This is a genomic window from Ancylobacter polymorphus, assembly GCF_030813495.1.
Lineage (GTDB): Bacteria > Pseudomonadota > Alphaproteobacteria > Rhizobiales > Xanthobacteraceae > Ancylobacter > Ancylobacter polymorphus.
The window spans coordinates 404,400-419,019 of record NZ_JAUSUI010000005.1 but is presented as its reverse complement, the minus strand read 5'-3'; the positions used below and the strand labels follow the sequence as shown (position 1 = coordinate 419,019).

The following is a 14,620-nucleotide window of genomic DNA, read 5'->3' as shown; positions in this document are numbered from 1 at the left end:
GAGCCGCCCGCAAGAACGCCGACGAGTCCCCCATGCGCCTGCTTATCGTCGAGGACGACCGCGACGCCGCCGACTACCTGCGCAAGGCGTTCCGCGAGGCCGGCCATGTCGTGGATCTCGCCGCCGATGGTGAAGAGGGGCTCGTTCTGGCCCGCGACGGCGGCTATGACGTGCTCATCGTCGACCGCATGCTGCCCCGGCGCGACGGGCTCTCGGTGATCGCCGATCTGCGCGGGCGCGGCGACAAGACGCCGGCGCTCATTCTTTCCGCCCTCGGCCAGGTGGATGACCGCGTCACTGGCCTGCGCGCCGGCGGCGACGACTATCTGCCCAAACCCTACGCCTTCACCGAACTGCTGGCCCGCGTCGAGGCGCTGGCCCGGCGCGGCGGGCCGCAGGCCGCCGACACCGTGTACCGCGTCGCCGATCTCGAACTCGACCGGCTGGCACATCGCTGCACCCGCTCGGGACAGGAGATCGTGCTGCAGCCGCGTGAATTCCGCCTGCTGGAATATCTCATGCGCCACGCCGGGCAGGTGGTGACCCGCACCATGCTGCTGGAAAATGTGTGGGACTATCATTTCGACCCGCAGACCAACGTGATCGACGTTCACGTCTCGCGGCTGCGCGCGAAGATCGACAAGGGGTTCGATCCGCCGCTGCTCCACACGGTTCGCGGCGCGGGGTACATTATTCGTGACGGCGCTCGGTAAGCTCATCCGCACCACCGCGTTCAAGCTGCTCGCGGCCTATCTCATCATCTTCGCGCTGTTCGCCGGATCGGTGATCGCCTATCTCGGCTGGCACACCCAGCGCCTCGTCACCCGCCAGGCGGTGGAGGCGATCGAGAACGACACCCGCTTCATGCAGGCGCAGTTCGAGCGCGGCGGCATCAACCGGCTGGTTAATCTCGTCAACCGCCGCGCCGGCGCGCCCGATGCCGGGCTGCTGCTGGTGACCAGCTTCAACGGCGACCCGCTCGCCGGCAACATGATGAACCTGCCGCTGAACTTTCTGGACAAGCAGGGCTGGCGGGAAATCAGCTATGTCCGCACCGACGATTCCGCCGCCCCGCCGAGCCGGGCGCTGGTGCATGTCGTGTTCCTGCCCGGCGAGTACCGGCTGCTGATCGGCCGCGACGTGGTCGAGCGCGAGGAACTGCGCCAGATCATCATCGGCCCCGCCGTGTGGGGACTGGCGCTGCTGGTCGTGCTCGGCATGGCAGGCGGGCTGTTCATCACACGGCGCGTGCTCAAGCGCATCGACCAGATGACGGCGATCTCCGACGGCATCATGGCCGGCGACCTCTCGGGGCGGCTCGCCGTTTCCGGCACCGGCGACGAGTTCGACCGGCTGGCGCTGAGCCTCAACGCCATGCTCGACCGCATCGAGGCGCTGATGGCCGGGCTGAAAGAGGTGTCGGACAACATCGCCCACGACCTCAAGACGCCGCTGACCCGGCTGCGCAACCGCGCCGAGGACGCGCTGCGCACGGCGGCCTCGGAAGACGAATGGCGCCTCGCCACCGAGCGCACCATCGAGGAATCCGACGGGCTGATCCGCACCTTCGATGCGCTCCTGATGATCGCCCGCGCCGAGGCGGGCCAGGCGAGCGCCAAGATGCTGCGCTTCGACCTCGCCGAGACGGTGGCGGGTGTGGCCGAACTTTACGAGCCGGTGGCCGATGAGAGCGGACTCGATCTGAAGACTGAGATCGCCGGGCCGCTGCCGATGCACGGCGTGCGCGAACTGTTCGGGCAGGCGCTCGCCAACCTTCTCGACAACGCCATCAAATACAGCGCGCCGGAAACACCCGGGGAGCGCCGCGAGCTCGACCTCCGCGCCACGCGCATCGGCGACCGGCTGCGCCTCGTGGTGGCCGATCGCGGGCCCGGCATTCCGGAGGCGGATCGCCCGCGCGCGCTGGAGCGTTTCGTGCGGCTGGAAGCGAGCCGAACGCGGCCGGGCTTCGGTCTGGGCTTGTCTCTGGTGGCAGCGGTGGTACGGCTGCACGGCGGCACACTGTCGCTGGAGGGCAACGATCCGGGGCTGCGGGTCGTTATCGACCTGCCGCTCGACCTCAGCGACGAGGCGGAGGCGGCGTAGGACGGTCCGGGAGCGGACGGGCACACAGGCGAAGGGGGCGAAGACGGCATGGCGGCAGGAAAGAGCGGAACGCAGACGGCCCCGGCCGGGAGCCTCATAGCGGGGCTGCGGCGCGCGGAGGGCTTTCCCGTTCCGCAGGGGATGCCGCCGGCGCTGGTCGATGCGATCGCCGAGGCGCCCAGGCCCGTCCGTGCCCGGCTCGACGCTCTTCTCGCCGCCCATGACGAGGCCCGCGCCGTTCTGGCGGCGGTGGTGGAGCGCTCGCCCTTCCTGACCGACCTCATCCGCGTCGATCCCGCCCGGCTGCTCGCTTTGCTGGAAACAGAGCCAGTTGCCGCGCTGGCGCAGGCCCGCGCGGCCACCCGGGCGGCGGTGGAGGCCTCCTCCGACGAGGCGGAGGTGATGGCGGCGCTGCGGCGGCTGCGGACGCTCACCGCGCTCACCGTCGCGCTGGCGGATATTGGCGGGGTGTTCGACCTTGCCACCGTCACCGCCGAACTGACCGCGACCGCCGATGCCGCCATCGCCATGGCGGTGGCGTTTCTGGTGCGCGAAGGGGTCGGGAGCCGCAAGCTGCGCAAGACCGGGGTCGAGGGCCTCGGCTATACCGTGCTCGCCATGGGCAAGCATGGCGCCCGCGAGCTGAACTATTCCAGCGATGTCGACCTGATCGTGCTCTACGATCCCGAAGTCGCGCCGCTGGCCAAGGATACGGAGGCCGGGCCGTTCTTCGTGCGCATGACCCAGCGGCTGGTCCGGCTGATCCAGGAGCGGACCAGCGAGGGTTATGTCGCCCGCGTCGACCTGCGGCTGCGCCCCGACCCCGCCTCGACCCCCGCCGCTTTGTCGCTGGACGCGGCGCTCGACTATTACGAGCGCGAAGGCGCCACCTGGGAGCGCGCCGCCTATATCAAGGCGCGGCCCATCGCCGGGGATATCGCGCTTGGCCACGAATTCCTGCGCCAGCTTGCGCCCTTCGTCTGGCGCCGGGCGCTGGACTATGCGGCGATTGCCGATGTCCACGCGATGAAGCAGGACATTCACGCCTTTCGCGGCCATGAGGCGATCGCGGTGGAGGGCCACAACGTCAAGCTGGGGCGCGGGGGCATTCGCGAGATCGAGTTCTTCGCCCAGACCCAGCAGCTGATCGCCGGCGGCCGCGACCCGCGCCTGCGCACCCCGCGCACGCTGGAAGCGCTCGCCGTGCTGGCCGAGACCGGCTGGATCGGCGAGGGCGCGCGCGCCGAGCTGGACGAGGCCTATCACTTCCTGCGGCGGGTGGAGCACCGGTTGCAGATGGTGGGCGATGCCCAGACCCACAGCCTGCCGGAGGATGAGGACACGCTGGCCGGCTTCGCCCGCTTCATGGGCTATGCCGACCGCGAGAGCTTCGCCCAGGCGCTGACCCAGCGCCTCACCCGCGTGCAGCATCATTATTCGAAGCTGTTCGAGGATGCCCCGCCCCGTGCGGCGGTGGAGGGCCGGCTCGACTTCCCGGAAGGCGCCGACGACCGCGAAACGCTGGCGACGCTGCACCGGCTCGGCTATGCCGACCCCAAGGCGGCCAGCGCCACGGTGCGCGGCTGGCTGGCGGGCGAGCCGCGTGCCCTGCGGGTGGAGGGCGTGCGCGAGGAACTGGAAGCCATCGTGCCGCTGCTGGTGGACGCGCTGGCGCGCGGCGGCGCCCCCGATGCCGGGCTTAACGCCGCCGACCGCTTCTTCCGCGAAATGCCGACCGCGCAGCGGCTGCTGGCGGCGCTGCGCCACAATCCCGATCTCGTGCGCCTGCTCGCCACCATTCTCGGCACCGCGCCGCGGCTTGGCGAGATGCTGGCGCACCGGCCCTCGCTGCTCGACGCGCTGCTCGACCCCGCCTTTTTCGGCGCGCTGCCGGACGAGCCGGAACTCGCCGCGCGGCTCGCCGCCGATCTCGCCCAGGCCGAGAACGAGGAGGACCGGCTCGACCGCGCCCGCCGCTTCCGGCAGGAGCACCATGTGCTGATCAGCGTGCGCATCCTCTCCGGCACACTGCCCGCCGCCCGCGCCGGGGAGGCCTTCGCCCGCCTCGCCGATGTGCTGATCCGCTCGCTGGAAGAGGACGTGATCGCCCGCTTCCGCGCCGCGCATGGCACGCTGCCGCAGGCGGAAGTCGCGGTGCTCGCCATGGGCAAGCTTGGCGGGCGGGAGATGACGGCGGGTTCCGACCTCGACCTCATCGTGCTCTATGATTTCGATGAGGAGCACCCCGACAGCGACGGGCCGCGCCCGCTCTATGGCGGTCAGTATTTCGCCCGTCTCACCCAGCGCATCGTCAACGCGCTGACCACCCCGACCAATGCCGGCCAGCTCTATGAGGTCGATCTGCGGCTGCGCCCTTCCGGCCGCTCCGGCCCGGTGGCGACCAGCCTGACGCGGTTCGAGCTCTATCAGGCCGAGGAGGCCTGGACCTGGGAGCATATGGCGCTGACGCGCGCCCGCGTGGTGGCGGCCTCGCCCGCCTTCCGTGCCCGGGTGGAGGCGGCGATCGGCGATGTGCTGGCGCGTGAGCGCGACCCGGCCCGGCTCGCCGCCGACATCCTCGACATGCGCGGCGCCATCGCCGACGAGAAGGGCGAGGACGAGCCCTGGGACCTGAAATATGCGCGGGGCGGGCTGGTCGATATCGAGTTCATCGCCCAGTATCTCGTGCTCGCTCATGCCGCGCATGAGCCGCGCATCATCGACACCTCGACGCTGCGGGTGATCGAGACCGCGCAGCGGGTCGGCCTCATCGACGTGCAGGACGGGCAGGTGCTGGCCGATGCCTGCCGGCTGCTGCACGATCTGACGCAGGTGCTGCGTCTCGCCATCACCGAGCCGTTCAAGCCCACGGAAGCGAGCCCGGCGCTGCGCCGCCTGCTGGCGCGGGCCGGGGCCATGCCGGATTTCTCCACGCTGGAAGCGCATCTGTTCGAGACCCAGCGGGCCGTGCGCGCGACCTTCGAGCGGCTGCTGCGCGCCGAACCCAAACGTCGGCGCAAGCGGGCCTAACTGAGCTTTTCCGCCACCATATCGGCAATGGCGAGGCTGGCGGTGAGGCCGGGGGATTCGATGCCGAACAGCTGCACCAGCCCGGCAACGCCATGCGCCTCCGGCCCGTCGATGCGGAAATCCGCCGCCGGGGCGCCGGCGGGCACGATCTTGGGGCGGATGCCGGCATAGCCGGGGTTCAGCGCCCCGTCCGGCAGCGCCGGCCAGTAGCGGCGGATGGCGGCATAGAACCCCGCGCCGCGCGCGGGATCGACCGTGTAGTCCGGCGCGTCGATCCATTCGGTGTCCGGGCCGAAACGCGCCTGCCCGCCGAGATCGAGCGTGAGATGCACGCCGAGCCCGGCCTGCTCCGGCACGGGGTAGATCAGCCGGGTGAACGGCGCGCGGCCGGAAAGGGTGAAATAGGAGCCCTTGCAGAAATAGGCCGGCGGGACCGCTTCCGTGGGGAGGCCGGTAAGCGCGCGGGCGAGGGGCACCGCGCCATGGCCGGCGGCATTGACGAAGCGGGCACAGGAGAGGCGCATCGGCTCGTCGCCGCCAACATCGATGATTATCCCCTGCGCCGTAATCTCGCCGGCGAGGATGGGTGCGTTGAAGGCGATCATGCCGCCGGTGTCTTCGAGATCGCCGCGCAGCGCCAGCATCAGCGCGTGGCTGTCGATGATGCCGGTGGAGGGCGAGAGCAGGGCCGCCTCCGCCCTCAGTGCCGGTTCCAGCGCCCGCGCCTCGGCACCCGTCAGCGGCTGGAGGTCGGTAACGCCGCAGGCGCGGGCATGGGCGTCGATGGCGGCAAGTTTGTCGAGTTCCGCCCCGCTGCTGGCGACGATGAGCTTGCCGGCGCGCCGGTGCGGCAGGCCGCGCGCCTCGCAATAGGCGTAAAGCGCCGCGCGCCCTTCGACGCACAGCCGGGCCTTGAGCGTGCCGGGCGCGTAGTAGATGCCGGCATGGATCACCTCGCTGTTGCGGGCGGAGGTGTCGGAGCCGACAAGGCCCGTCGCCTCCAGCACCAGGACCTCATGGCCCTTCAGGGCGAGCGCGCGGGCGATGGCGAGGCCGACCACGCCGGCGCCGGCGACCACGCAGTCGACGGCATGTTCCTCAGGGCTGTGCATGCAAGGCTACTCGGCGACGGAAGGGCGGCCGGCACGGTATTGCAACGCCGGGCGGCCATTCAAGGGCAGGCGGATCACCACCGTGGTGCCGACGCCCTCGGAGGAGCGGATGCGCATCGAGCCGCCATGCAGTTCCACCAGCGACTTGGCGATGGCGAGGCCGAGGCCCGAACCCTTGTGCGTCTTGGTGAACTGGCTTTCCACCTGCTCGAAGGGACGGCCGATCTTGGCGAGCGCGCTCTTGGCGATGCCGATGCCGCTGTCCTCGATGACCAGCAGCGCCGCATGCTTGGAGCGCCGCGTGCGCAGGCTGATGCGGCCCTGTTCGGGGGTGAACTTGATGGCGTTGGAGAGCAGGTTGAGCGTGATCTGCTTCAGCGCCCGCTTGTCGGCCTCCACCGTCACCGCGGTATCGGACTCATCGACGATGGTGAGCTGCTTCTCGGCCGCCCGCACCGACATGACGCGGATGGCGTCGGCGACCACTTCGTCCAGCTGGACCGATTGCAGGTTGAGCTGGACGCGTCCGGCCTCGATGCGCGACATGTCGAGAATGTCGTTGATCACGTCGAGCAGGTAGCGGCCGGAATCGCGGATGTCGCGGCAATACTCATTGTACTTGTCGTTGCCGAGCGGGCCGAACAGGCCGCTTTCCATCAGCTCGGAGAAGCCGATGATGGCGTTGAGCGGCGTGCGCAGCTCGTGGCTCATATTGGCGAGGAATTCCGACTTGGCGCGGTTGGCGTCCTCGGCCTTGGTCTTCTCGTCGGCATAGTTCTGCGCCAGCTCGGCAAGCTGCAGCGCCTGGAGTTCCAGCGTCTGCTGCGATTTGCGCAGGTCCGCGACCAGCGCCATCAGCCGCTTCTCGCTTTCCATCAGGCGCTCTTCATGGCGCTTGAGGGCGGTGATGTCGGTGCCGACGGAGACGTAGCCGCCATCCTTGGTGCGCCGCTCGGCGACCTTGAGCCAGCGTCCGCCTTCCAGCTGTGCCTCGAAGGCGCGGGCGCCTTCCTCCGGCCGGTCTTCGGTGCGCAGCGGAATGCGCACCACCGGCTGGCGGGCGAGCGAGGCGATGGTCTCGAACTCGGTGCCCTGCGTCACATGAGCGTCGCCAATGCCGTAGAGCGACTGGAAGCGCGAATTGCACAGCACCAGCCGGTTCGCCGCGTCCCACAGCACGAAGGATTCGGAAATGCTCTCGATCGCGTCGCGCAGGCGCATGTCGGCGGTGGCGGTGCGCTCGGCGAGGCGGCGCTCCTCGGTCACGTCCACGGCGATGCCGACGAGATGCGGCGGCTCGCCATTGTGCTGCGGCACGACTTCGGCACGGGCGCGCAGCCATACCCAATGGCCGTCGGCGTGCTTCATGCGGAACACCCGGTCGATGGTGCGGCCGGGCTTGTCGGCGATCTCGCGGGCGATGTCGTAGAGATTGGTGTCGTCGGGATGCACGAGGCTCGTCACCTCGCCGAAGGAGATCAGGTCCTCGCGCGGCTCGTGGCCGAGCATCTCGAACATCGATTCCGACCAGAACATGCGGCCCCGGCCCATGTCCCAGTCCCACAGGCCGCAGCGGCCGCGCGAGAGGGCGGTGTCGATGCGGGCACGCACCGTTTCATAAATGCCGTCGGCCTCGCGGGCCCGGGTCGCCTGCCAGTGGAAGGCGAAGCCGAGGATCAGCAGCACCGCGCCTGTGGTGGAGAGCAGGGTAACGGTGAGGACGGTGTCGGAGCGCCAGGTGGACAGCGCCCCGGCGAGCGGCTGCACCACCACAAGCTGGAGGGCCCCGCCCGGCAGGTTGCGCACCGTGGCGAGCGCGGCGCTGCCGTCCGGCATCACCACATCAAGCACGCCGGCGTTCTCGGCGAAGATGGTGAGTGCCTGGGTGTTGGCGAGCAGCTGGGTGATCTGGTCGGCGGCGGTGGCCGTCTCGTCATGGGTGGCGAGGATCTTGCCGTTGGCGTCGATCAGGCCGTAACGCCGGCCATCCTCGGCGGCGCGCGGCGGCAGGCTGTTCTTCAGCAGCGTGTCGGGGGTCGTGGCACTGGGCGGCTGGCGCCCGGCCTCGCTGGCGATGGCGGCGGCGAACAGCGCCAGCTCATCCTTGGCATTGGCGATGGCGTCGGCGCGGTAGGCGTGAATTTGCACGATCGCGGCGATGGCGACCGAGGCGATGAACGCCACGATCAACGCCGGGACCGCCTTGCGCATGAAAGGCTCGGCGTCGACCAATCGCTGATAAGCAGGTCGCGCCACGCTGCGTGCAAGCCCTCGCATGGCTTGTACGCGCACGGACGCGCCTGCAGCGTTGGCGCGCGCCATCGCCGGCCTCCCCCGAAGTCCCAAAACCCGTTCCCATCACGACAGGAGCGATGTGCCGCATCTCTCCGAATCACTCCGATTTGAATCGAACCGACCCCTCCCTGTCCAGAGTCCGCGGGAGTCAAGTTAACGATTCAGCAACCTCCGGCGGTGCCAAGGGTGCCGGGGTATGTGGCGCTGCGGGACAAGGAGGGTGACGCCTGCCGACAACCACGCCGCATGGACGGCGCGCGGGCCCTGATGCTATGCGCTTTTGCCCGGTTGGCGGGTGGCGGCAGAAATAAAGAGGTTCACATGAGCGACATCTGGTTCCGCACCGGCGAGGCGACGGTTCTCGCGGCCGACGGTCAGTTCACCGACGCGATGCCCGAAGTGCTGATCGGTTCGGTGCGCGGTCCTGCCGGGCACGCCTTCGCCTCGATGATGGGGCAGGTGCAGGGGCACACCCGCATGTTCGTGGTGCGCGACCTGAATCAGCAGGTGCGCCCGGCGACGATGATGACCACCAAGGCCACCATCCACACGCTGGAATATGTCGACCTGCTCGGCGGCGTGGTGCAGGGCGCCATTGGCGACGCCATCGTCGACGCGCTGGCCGAAGGCATCCTGCCCAAGGACCAGGCGGACGAGCTGTGCATGATCGTGATGGTGTGGCTCGACCCGCGCTGTGCCGAGGACCCGAACCTCGACAAGGCGGACCTGTACCGCACCAATTACGAGGCGATGAAGCTGGCGCTGGAACGCGCCATGACCGGCAAGCCGACGGTCGACGAACTGATCGCCAACCGCAAGACCGTCAAGCACTACGCGCTCGACGGCGTCGTCGAGTACTGAGCCGCGCGCGCCCCGCGCCGCCCCGGTGAGCGGGCGGGCGCGGGGCAGTCGCATGCCTCACTCCAGCGAGCGGCCGACAATGTCGCTCGCATCGGGCGACAGGCCGGGCTTGGCGGCGACGCGCCGCAGCGCCGCCTCGGCCGAGGCCCGCCGGCCCGGCTCCAGCGAGCGCCAGCTCTTGAAGGCGGCGAGCAGCCGGGCGGCGAGCTGCGGATTGCGCCCGTCAATGTCGATCACGGCGTCGGCCAGCAGCGCATGGCCAGCACCGTCAGCACGGTGGAATTGAGTCGGGTTGAGCCCGGCGAAGCTGCCGATCAGCGCGCGCACACGGTTGGGGTTGGTCCAGGCGAAGGCAGGGTGGCGGGTGAGGCCGCGCACCCGTTCCAGCGCCTCCGGCTCGGCGATCTGCGCCTGCAGGGCCAGCCATTTGTCGACCACCAGCGGGTCGTCGCGGAACCGCTCGTGAAACGCCGCCAGCGCCGGCTCGCGTGCCTGTGGCGCGGCATGGGCGAGAACGGCGAGGGCGAAGAAACGATCGGTCATGTTGTCGGCGGTGTCGAAATGCACCTGCGCCCGCGCCAGCGCGTCCGGCGTGCCGCCGGCGGCGAGAAGATCGAGGCAGCTGTTGCGCAGCGCGCGCCGACCGGCGGAGGCGGCGTCCGGGGAATAGGTGCCCGCGGGCGCATGGCGGTCATAGGTCGCCGCCAGTTGCGGGGCGAGTGCCGCGCTCACCGCCCGGCGCAGCCGGGTTCGGGCGAGATGGATGGCGTCGGGATCGACATCCACCCCGATCTCGCGGGCGACATCCGCTTCGGAAGGGATGGAGAGCGCTTGCGCCACGAAGGCGGGGTCCAGCGCACCATCCGCCAGCGTCGCGCCCAGCGCTTCGACCAGCGCGTCCGGCACCGGCACATCGCTGCCGGCGCGGGCGGCGGCGCTCGCCGCCACGAGATGGCCGAGGGCGATGGTCTGGGCGGCGTCGAAGCGGTTGAACGGGTCGCTGTCATGGCGGGCGAGGAACAGCAGGTCGGCGGTGGAAAGATCGCTGGAGAGCTTCACCGGCGCGGAGAACCCGCGATTGAGCGAGGGCACCGGCCGCTCGGCGATGTCGCGGAAGACGAAGCTCTGGCGCGGCTCGGTAATGCGCAGCACACCCCGCTCGGCATTGCTGCCATCGTCGAGGGTCAGGGGCAGGTCGCGGCCATCCGGACCGACCAGCCCGATGGCGAGCGGGATCACCATGGGCTGTTTCTGGTCCTGCCCCGGCGTGGCGGGAAGGCTCTGCGCCACGTCGAGCCGGTAGCGATGGGTCGCCGCGTCCCATGTGCCGCTGACAGCGAGCTGCGGTGTGCCGGACTGCGCGTACCACAGGGCGAACTGGGTCAGATCGACGCCATTGGCATCGGCGAAGCAGGCGAGAAACTCCTCCACCGTCGCCGCATCGCCATCATGGCGGTCGAGATAGAGGTCCATGCCGGCGCGGAAGCCTTCCTCACCCAGCAGGGTCTTCAGCATCCGCACCACTTCCGCGCCCTTCTCATAGACGGTGGCGGTGTAGAAGTTGTTGATCTCGCGATAGGTGGACGGGCGCACCGGATGCGCCAGCGGGCCGGCGTCTTCCGGGAACTGGTGGGACTTCAGCAGCCGGACATCGCTGATGCGCTTGACCGGGCGCGAGCGCGCATCGGCGGAGAATTCCTGGTCGCGGAAGACGGTGAGGCCTTCCTTGAGGCACAGCTGGAACCAGTCGCGGCAGGTGATGCGGTTGCCGGTCCAGTTGTGGAAGTATTCGTGGGCGATGATCGTCTCGATATTGGCGTAGTCGGCATCGGTGGCGGTCTGCGGGCTGGCGAGGACATATTTGTCATTGAAGATGTTCAGCCCCTTGTTCTCCATCGCCCCCATGTTGAAATCGGCCACGGCGACGATGTTGAACACATCGAGGTCGTATTCGCAGCCGAACACTTCCTCGTCCCAGCGCATGGAGCGCTTGAGCGCGTCCATGGCGTAGCCGGCCCGCTCCGTCTTGCCCGGCTCGACATAGATGCCGAGTTCGACCTTCTTGCCGGTGGCGGTGACGAAGTCGTCGGCGATGCGGTCGAGCCGCCCGCCGACCAGCGCGAAGAGGTAGCAGGGCTTCGGCCAGGGATCATGCCACACCGCGTAGTGCCGGCTTGTGCCCTCGACCGGCCCGCTTTCCACCGGATTGCCATTGCCGAGCAGAATCGGCGCTTCCTCCCGCTCGGCCTCGATGCGGGTGGTGTAGACGGCAAGAACGTCCGGCCGGTCCGGGAAATAGGTGATGCGGCGGAAGCCCTCCGCCTCGCACTGGGTGCAATAGGTGCCGCTGGAACGGTAGAGGCCCATCAGTTTGGTATTGGCGGACGGGTTCACCACCGTCTCGATTTCCAGCGTCAGCGCGCGCTGGGGCGGGGCAAGCAGGGTCAGGGCCGTTGCGGTGACGACATAGGCGGTGCCGGCCAGCGGCACGCCGTCCAGCGTGAGCGATTTCAGGCTGAGCTCGTCGCCATCGAGAACGATGGGTGAACCCTCGCGCCCTTCAGGATTCGGGCGCAGCGCCAGCCGGGCGCGGATTCGTGCGGCGGTTGGGTGCAACTGCACATCGAGATGCACCGTGTCGACGAGCCAGTCCGGCGGCCGGTAGTCGCCGAGGCGGACAGGCGGGGGCACAGCATCGCGCGACATGGTGGACTCCGAAACAGCGGTCTGAACGTCAAGAGGTAATGAATTCCGCCCCGCGCCGGAAGCCTGAAGCGGTGGCGCCGGCGGTTCAGCGATGGCGGGTGATCTCGACCCCGGCGTCGCGGAAGATGCCGGCGATCGGCGCGGAAGGCTTGTGCAGTTCCACACGCACCTTCTCCACCCGGGGATAACGCGTGAGCACCGCTTCGGCGATGGCCTGGGCGAAGGCTTCGAGAATATGGAAGCGGTGGCTGGAGGACACTTCGTGGATGACCTCGAACACTTTCTCATAGCCGACCGTCTCGGCGTAATTGTCATGGGCGGCGGCGTCGCCGGCGTCGAGCCACCAGTCGATATCGATGATGAAACGCTGGCCGAGCCGCGCCTCCTCCTCATGCAGGCCGTGCCAGGCGTGCAGTTCGACGCCCCGGAGGAAAATGCGGTCGGACATGAGCGGAATTCCCGTGGGTTCTTCGGTGGGTCAGGCGGCGTCGAGTGCGGCGGCGAGCAGGCCGACGGCCACGGCCGGGGCGCAGTCCGCCGCCTGGCGGGAGAGGGCGGGGTCGTCGGTCAGCACGTCGGCAAGGTCGAGATAGGTCAGGTCGCGCCGCTCGGCGAGCCGCGCCGCCATGAAACGGCCGACGCCGGCGCCGACCAGCATCTCCGGCGCGTTCTCCTGCGCCGAGGCGACACAGTCGAACGCGCGGCCGATGCGGGTGATCTGCGCTTCCGCGAGGTGGCGCGCCAGCGCCTTCGTCCTGGGCAGGAGCGGCGGCGCGAAATCCTGTCCGATCATTCGCAGCAGGCGGCGGGCGCTTGCCTCCGCCGTCTTCGGCCCGCCATCTGCGCTCGGGTAGAGGTCGGCCTCCTCGGTCAACTCGCCGGTGAGGCGGTGAATATCGGCCGTGGTGGCGAAGAGTTCGGCCATCAGCGGCAGCCAGCGGCCCGCGAACGGCGCTTCGGCCGCCAGCGCCATGACCGGCGTGCGGGCCGCGCCGGTGTAAACCAGCTCATTGCTGGCGAGGCGTTCGGCATCCGAGAAGCCGCGCGCCGTCACCCGCCCGGCCTCGAAGGGAATGAGGTCCGCCGTGGTCGAGCCGATATCGACGAGAATGCCGCCGGGCAACAGATGCGCCAGCACGGCGGCGGTGGCGTACCAATTGGCCGAGGCGATGCGGTCGGCATGCTCGGCCGCGCGCTCGGGCGGCACGAAGCCGTCCGGCCCGGCGAACAGCGCCAGCGGCGCGCCGGCCAGCGCCTGCATCAGCAGCCCCACGGTGCCGACCACGCCGGCGTGGCGGTCGGGCCAGAGATCGGCGCCCTCGGCGGTCATGGTGACGGCGGAGGGCACGCCGGGCTCGAACTCCGACCGCAGCTCGCGCAGCGTGGTGGCGAGTTCCGCCTCGCCCTTCCACACCGGGCAGGGCGCGATGCGCACGGCCTTCAGCCGTCCGTCCTGCCCGAAGGCGGCGAGCTTCACATGGGCGCCGCCGACATCCCATCCCAGGCGGACAATTCTCTTCACGGTCATTCCTCAGGCACGATGTCGATGGGAAGGGCGGGCGGCAGGTGCGGCAGGTCCGGCACCGCGCCGTCGCGGATGAATTCGCTCATGAAGGCCAGCGGGTTGACCGCCAGCGACCGGCGCAGGCCGGCATAGGAGGTGGTGAGGCGCGGATTGACCTCCACCGCTACCGGGCCGTCCGCTGTCGCGATGTAATCGACGCCGATGAGCCCGTGCAGGCCCGGCAATGCCGCGCCGATGCTCTCCCCGAAAGACCGCAGCGCGTCGTCTACGGGCAAGGCGCCGACGGTGACGCCGGTGAAGCGCAACCTGCCGTCGCCGCGCGCGATGTGCTGACGGTTGGCGGTCAGAACATGGGTCCGCCCGTTCTGGCACAAAAGGGTGAGGCTCGCCGCCTCGCCCGCTACCAAGGGCTGGATGACATGGGCCGGCGGATAGGGCGGCGTCGGGCGCTGGTCGACGACGCGCAGCCCGACACCGCCGGTTCCGTCATCCGGCTTCACCACGAAGGGGCCGGGGGCCTCCGCCGGCAGCGCGTCGAGCGGCCAGGTGGGCACCACCTTCACGCCCGCCTGCTCCAGCACCCGCGCAGTCTCCAGCTTGCTGGCGCACAGGGCAATGGTCTCGGGCTCCGGCGCCACCACCCGCCGGCACTGGGCGCGCAAATCGCGGACCAGGCGTTCGAGCACGCCCGCGCTCTCCGGCGCGATCGGCCAGCAGCAATCGGCCTCCCGCGCCATCAGCCGCCACACCGAGGCGGGATCGTCGCCGAGGCGCAGCGCTGTGCTGGTGCCGCGCGGCGGGGCGGGGAAGCGCGCATCATGGGTGGTGACCACCCGCACGCCGGGAAGATCCTCAAGGTCGCCGATCAGCGTGTCGCGCATCAGCGCGCCTTCGGCTATCAGCGAGGCCGGAAGTTCCGCGCCGAGGGCGCCACCCCCGGTGACCGTTTCAACGACAAAGACCAGCATCTACCCGCGTACCAGAG

Annotated in this window: 10 protein-coding genes; 4 read left to right on the top strand and 6 right to left on the bottom strand. The window is 69.6% G+C overall.

Features of this window, described 5'->3' with window-relative positions; translation table 11 throughout:
* The first annotated feature begins 32 nt into the window (after positions 1 to 32).
* Genes J2S75_RS13835 through J2S75_RS13825 form a run of 3 tightly spaced genes read left to right on the top strand, consistent with a single transcriptional unit; the run spans position 33 to position 5,136 of the window.
* Complete coding sequence (locus J2S75_RS13835; RefSeq protein ID WP_307020454.1) at positions 33 to 713, top strand: response regulator transcription factor; 681 nt, start codon at positions 33 to 35, stop codon at positions 711 to 713.
* Positions 697 to 2,106, top strand: coding sequence for a sensor histidine kinase (locus tag J2S75_RS13830; RefSeq protein ID WP_307020453.1), 1,410 nt, complete (start codon positions 697 to 699; stop codon positions 2,104 to 2,106). Before J2S75_RS13835 ends, J2S75_RS13830 begins: the two co-directional genes overlap by 17 nt.
* 48 nt (positions 2,107 to 2,154) lie before the next feature.
* Positions 2,155 to 5,136, top strand: coding sequence for a bifunctional [glutamine synthetase] adenylyltransferase/[glutamine synthetase]-adenylyl-L-tyrosine phosphorylase (locus tag J2S75_RS13825; protein ID WP_307020452.1), 2,982 nt, complete (start codon positions 2,155 to 2,157; stop codon positions 5,134 to 5,136).
* On the opposite strand, the gene J2S75_RS13820 is transcribed toward J2S75_RS13825, so the two are convergent.
* Positions 5,133 to 6,248 (bottom strand): NAD(P)/FAD-dependent oxidoreductase, encoded by a 1,116-nt coding sequence (locus J2S75_RS13820; RefSeq protein ID WP_307020451.1) that lies wholly within the window; start codon positions 6,246 to 6,248, stop codon positions 5,133 to 5,135. The two genes, J2S75_RS13825 and J2S75_RS13820, sit on opposite strands and share 4 nt — an antisense overlap.
* Before the next feature lie 6 nt (positions 6,249 to 6,254).
* On the bottom strand, positions 6,255 to 8,459 hold the full coding sequence (locus tag J2S75_RS13815; RefSeq protein ID WP_307020450.1) for a PAS domain-containing sensor histidine kinase: 2,205 nt from the start codon (positions 8,457 to 8,459) through the stop codon (positions 6,255 to 6,257).
* Between the two features lie 405 nt (positions 8,460 to 8,864).
* Here J2S75_RS13815 and fae point away from each other — a divergent pair, with 405 nt between their 5' ends.
* Positions 8,865 to 9,404, top strand: coding sequence for a formaldehyde-activating enzyme (fae, locus tag J2S75_RS13810; protein ID WP_307020449.1), 540 nt, complete (start codon positions 8,865 to 8,867; stop codon positions 9,402 to 9,404).
* Between the two features lie 57 nt (positions 9,405 to 9,461).
* Here fae and pepN read toward each other — a convergent pair whose 3' ends face one another.
* From pepN to J2S75_RS13790, 4 genes are all read right to left on the bottom strand, one after another.
* Positions 9,462 to 12,110: an aminopeptidase N gene (pepN, locus tag J2S75_RS13805; RefSeq protein WP_307020448.1), complete on the bottom strand. Its 2,649-nt coding sequence runs from the start codon at positions 12,108 to 12,110 to the stop codon at positions 9,462 to 9,464.
* Positions 12,111 to 12,195: 85 nt separating this feature from the next.
* On the bottom strand, positions 12,196 to 12,558 hold the full coding sequence (gene folB / locus J2S75_RS13800) for a dihydroneopterin aldolase (protein WP_307020447.1): 363 nt from the start codon (positions 12,556 to 12,558) through the stop codon (positions 12,196 to 12,198).
* A 30-nt stretch (positions 12,559 to 12,588) separates the two neighbouring features.
* On the bottom strand, positions 12,589 to 13,638 hold the full coding sequence (locus J2S75_RS13795; RefSeq protein ID WP_307020446.1) for a hydantoinase/oxoprolinase family protein: 1,050 nt from the start codon (positions 13,636 to 13,638) through the stop codon (positions 12,589 to 12,591).
* Entirely contained in the window at positions 13,635 to 14,603 is a 969-nt protein-coding gene (locus tag J2S75_RS13790; protein ID WP_307020445.1) for an ATP-grasp domain-containing protein, read from the bottom strand. The genes J2S75_RS13795 and J2S75_RS13790 overlap by 4 nt, the downstream gene beginning before the upstream one ends.
* Positions 14,604 to 14,620: the final 17 nt, after the last annotated feature.

What these genes read in the sequence shown, in the direction of transcription:
- J2S75_RS13815 (WP_307020450.1), bottom strand. Translation starts at nt 8,459, where the DNA reads ATGCGCAAGGCGGTCCCGGCGTTGATCGTGGCGTTCATCGCCTCGGTC.
- folB (WP_307020447.1), bottom strand. Translation starts at nt 12,558, where the DNA reads ATGTCCGACCGCATTTTCCTCCGGGGCGTCGAACTGCACGCCTGGCAC.
- J2S75_RS13790 (WP_307020445.1), bottom strand. Translation starts at nt 14,603, where the DNA reads ATGCTGGTCTTTGTCGTTGAAACGGTCACCGGGGGTGGCGCCCTCGGC.
- pepN (WP_307020448.1), bottom strand. Translation starts at nt 12,110, where the DNA reads ATGTCGCGCGATGCTGTGCCCCCGCCTGTCCGCCTCGGCGACTACCGG.
- fae (WP_307020449.1), top strand. Translation starts at nt 8,865, where the DNA reads ATGAGCGACATCTGGTTCCGCACCGGCGAGGCGACGGTTCTCGCGGCC.
- J2S75_RS13825 (WP_307020452.1), top strand. Translation starts at nt 2,155, where the DNA reads ATGGCGGCAGGAAAGAGCGGAACGCAGACGGCCCCGGCCGGGAGCCTC.
- J2S75_RS13795 (WP_307020446.1), bottom strand. Translation starts at nt 13,638, where the DNA reads ATGACCGTGAAGAGAATTGTCCGCCTGGGATGGGATGTCGGCGGCGCC.
- J2S75_RS13820 (WP_307020451.1), bottom strand. Translation starts at nt 6,248, where the DNA reads ATGCACAGCCCTGAGGAACATGCCGTCGACTGCGTGGTCGCCGGCGCC.
- J2S75_RS13835 (WP_307020454.1), top strand. Translation starts at nt 33, where the DNA reads ATGCGCCTGCTTATCGTCGAGGACGACCGCGACGCCGCCGACTACCTG.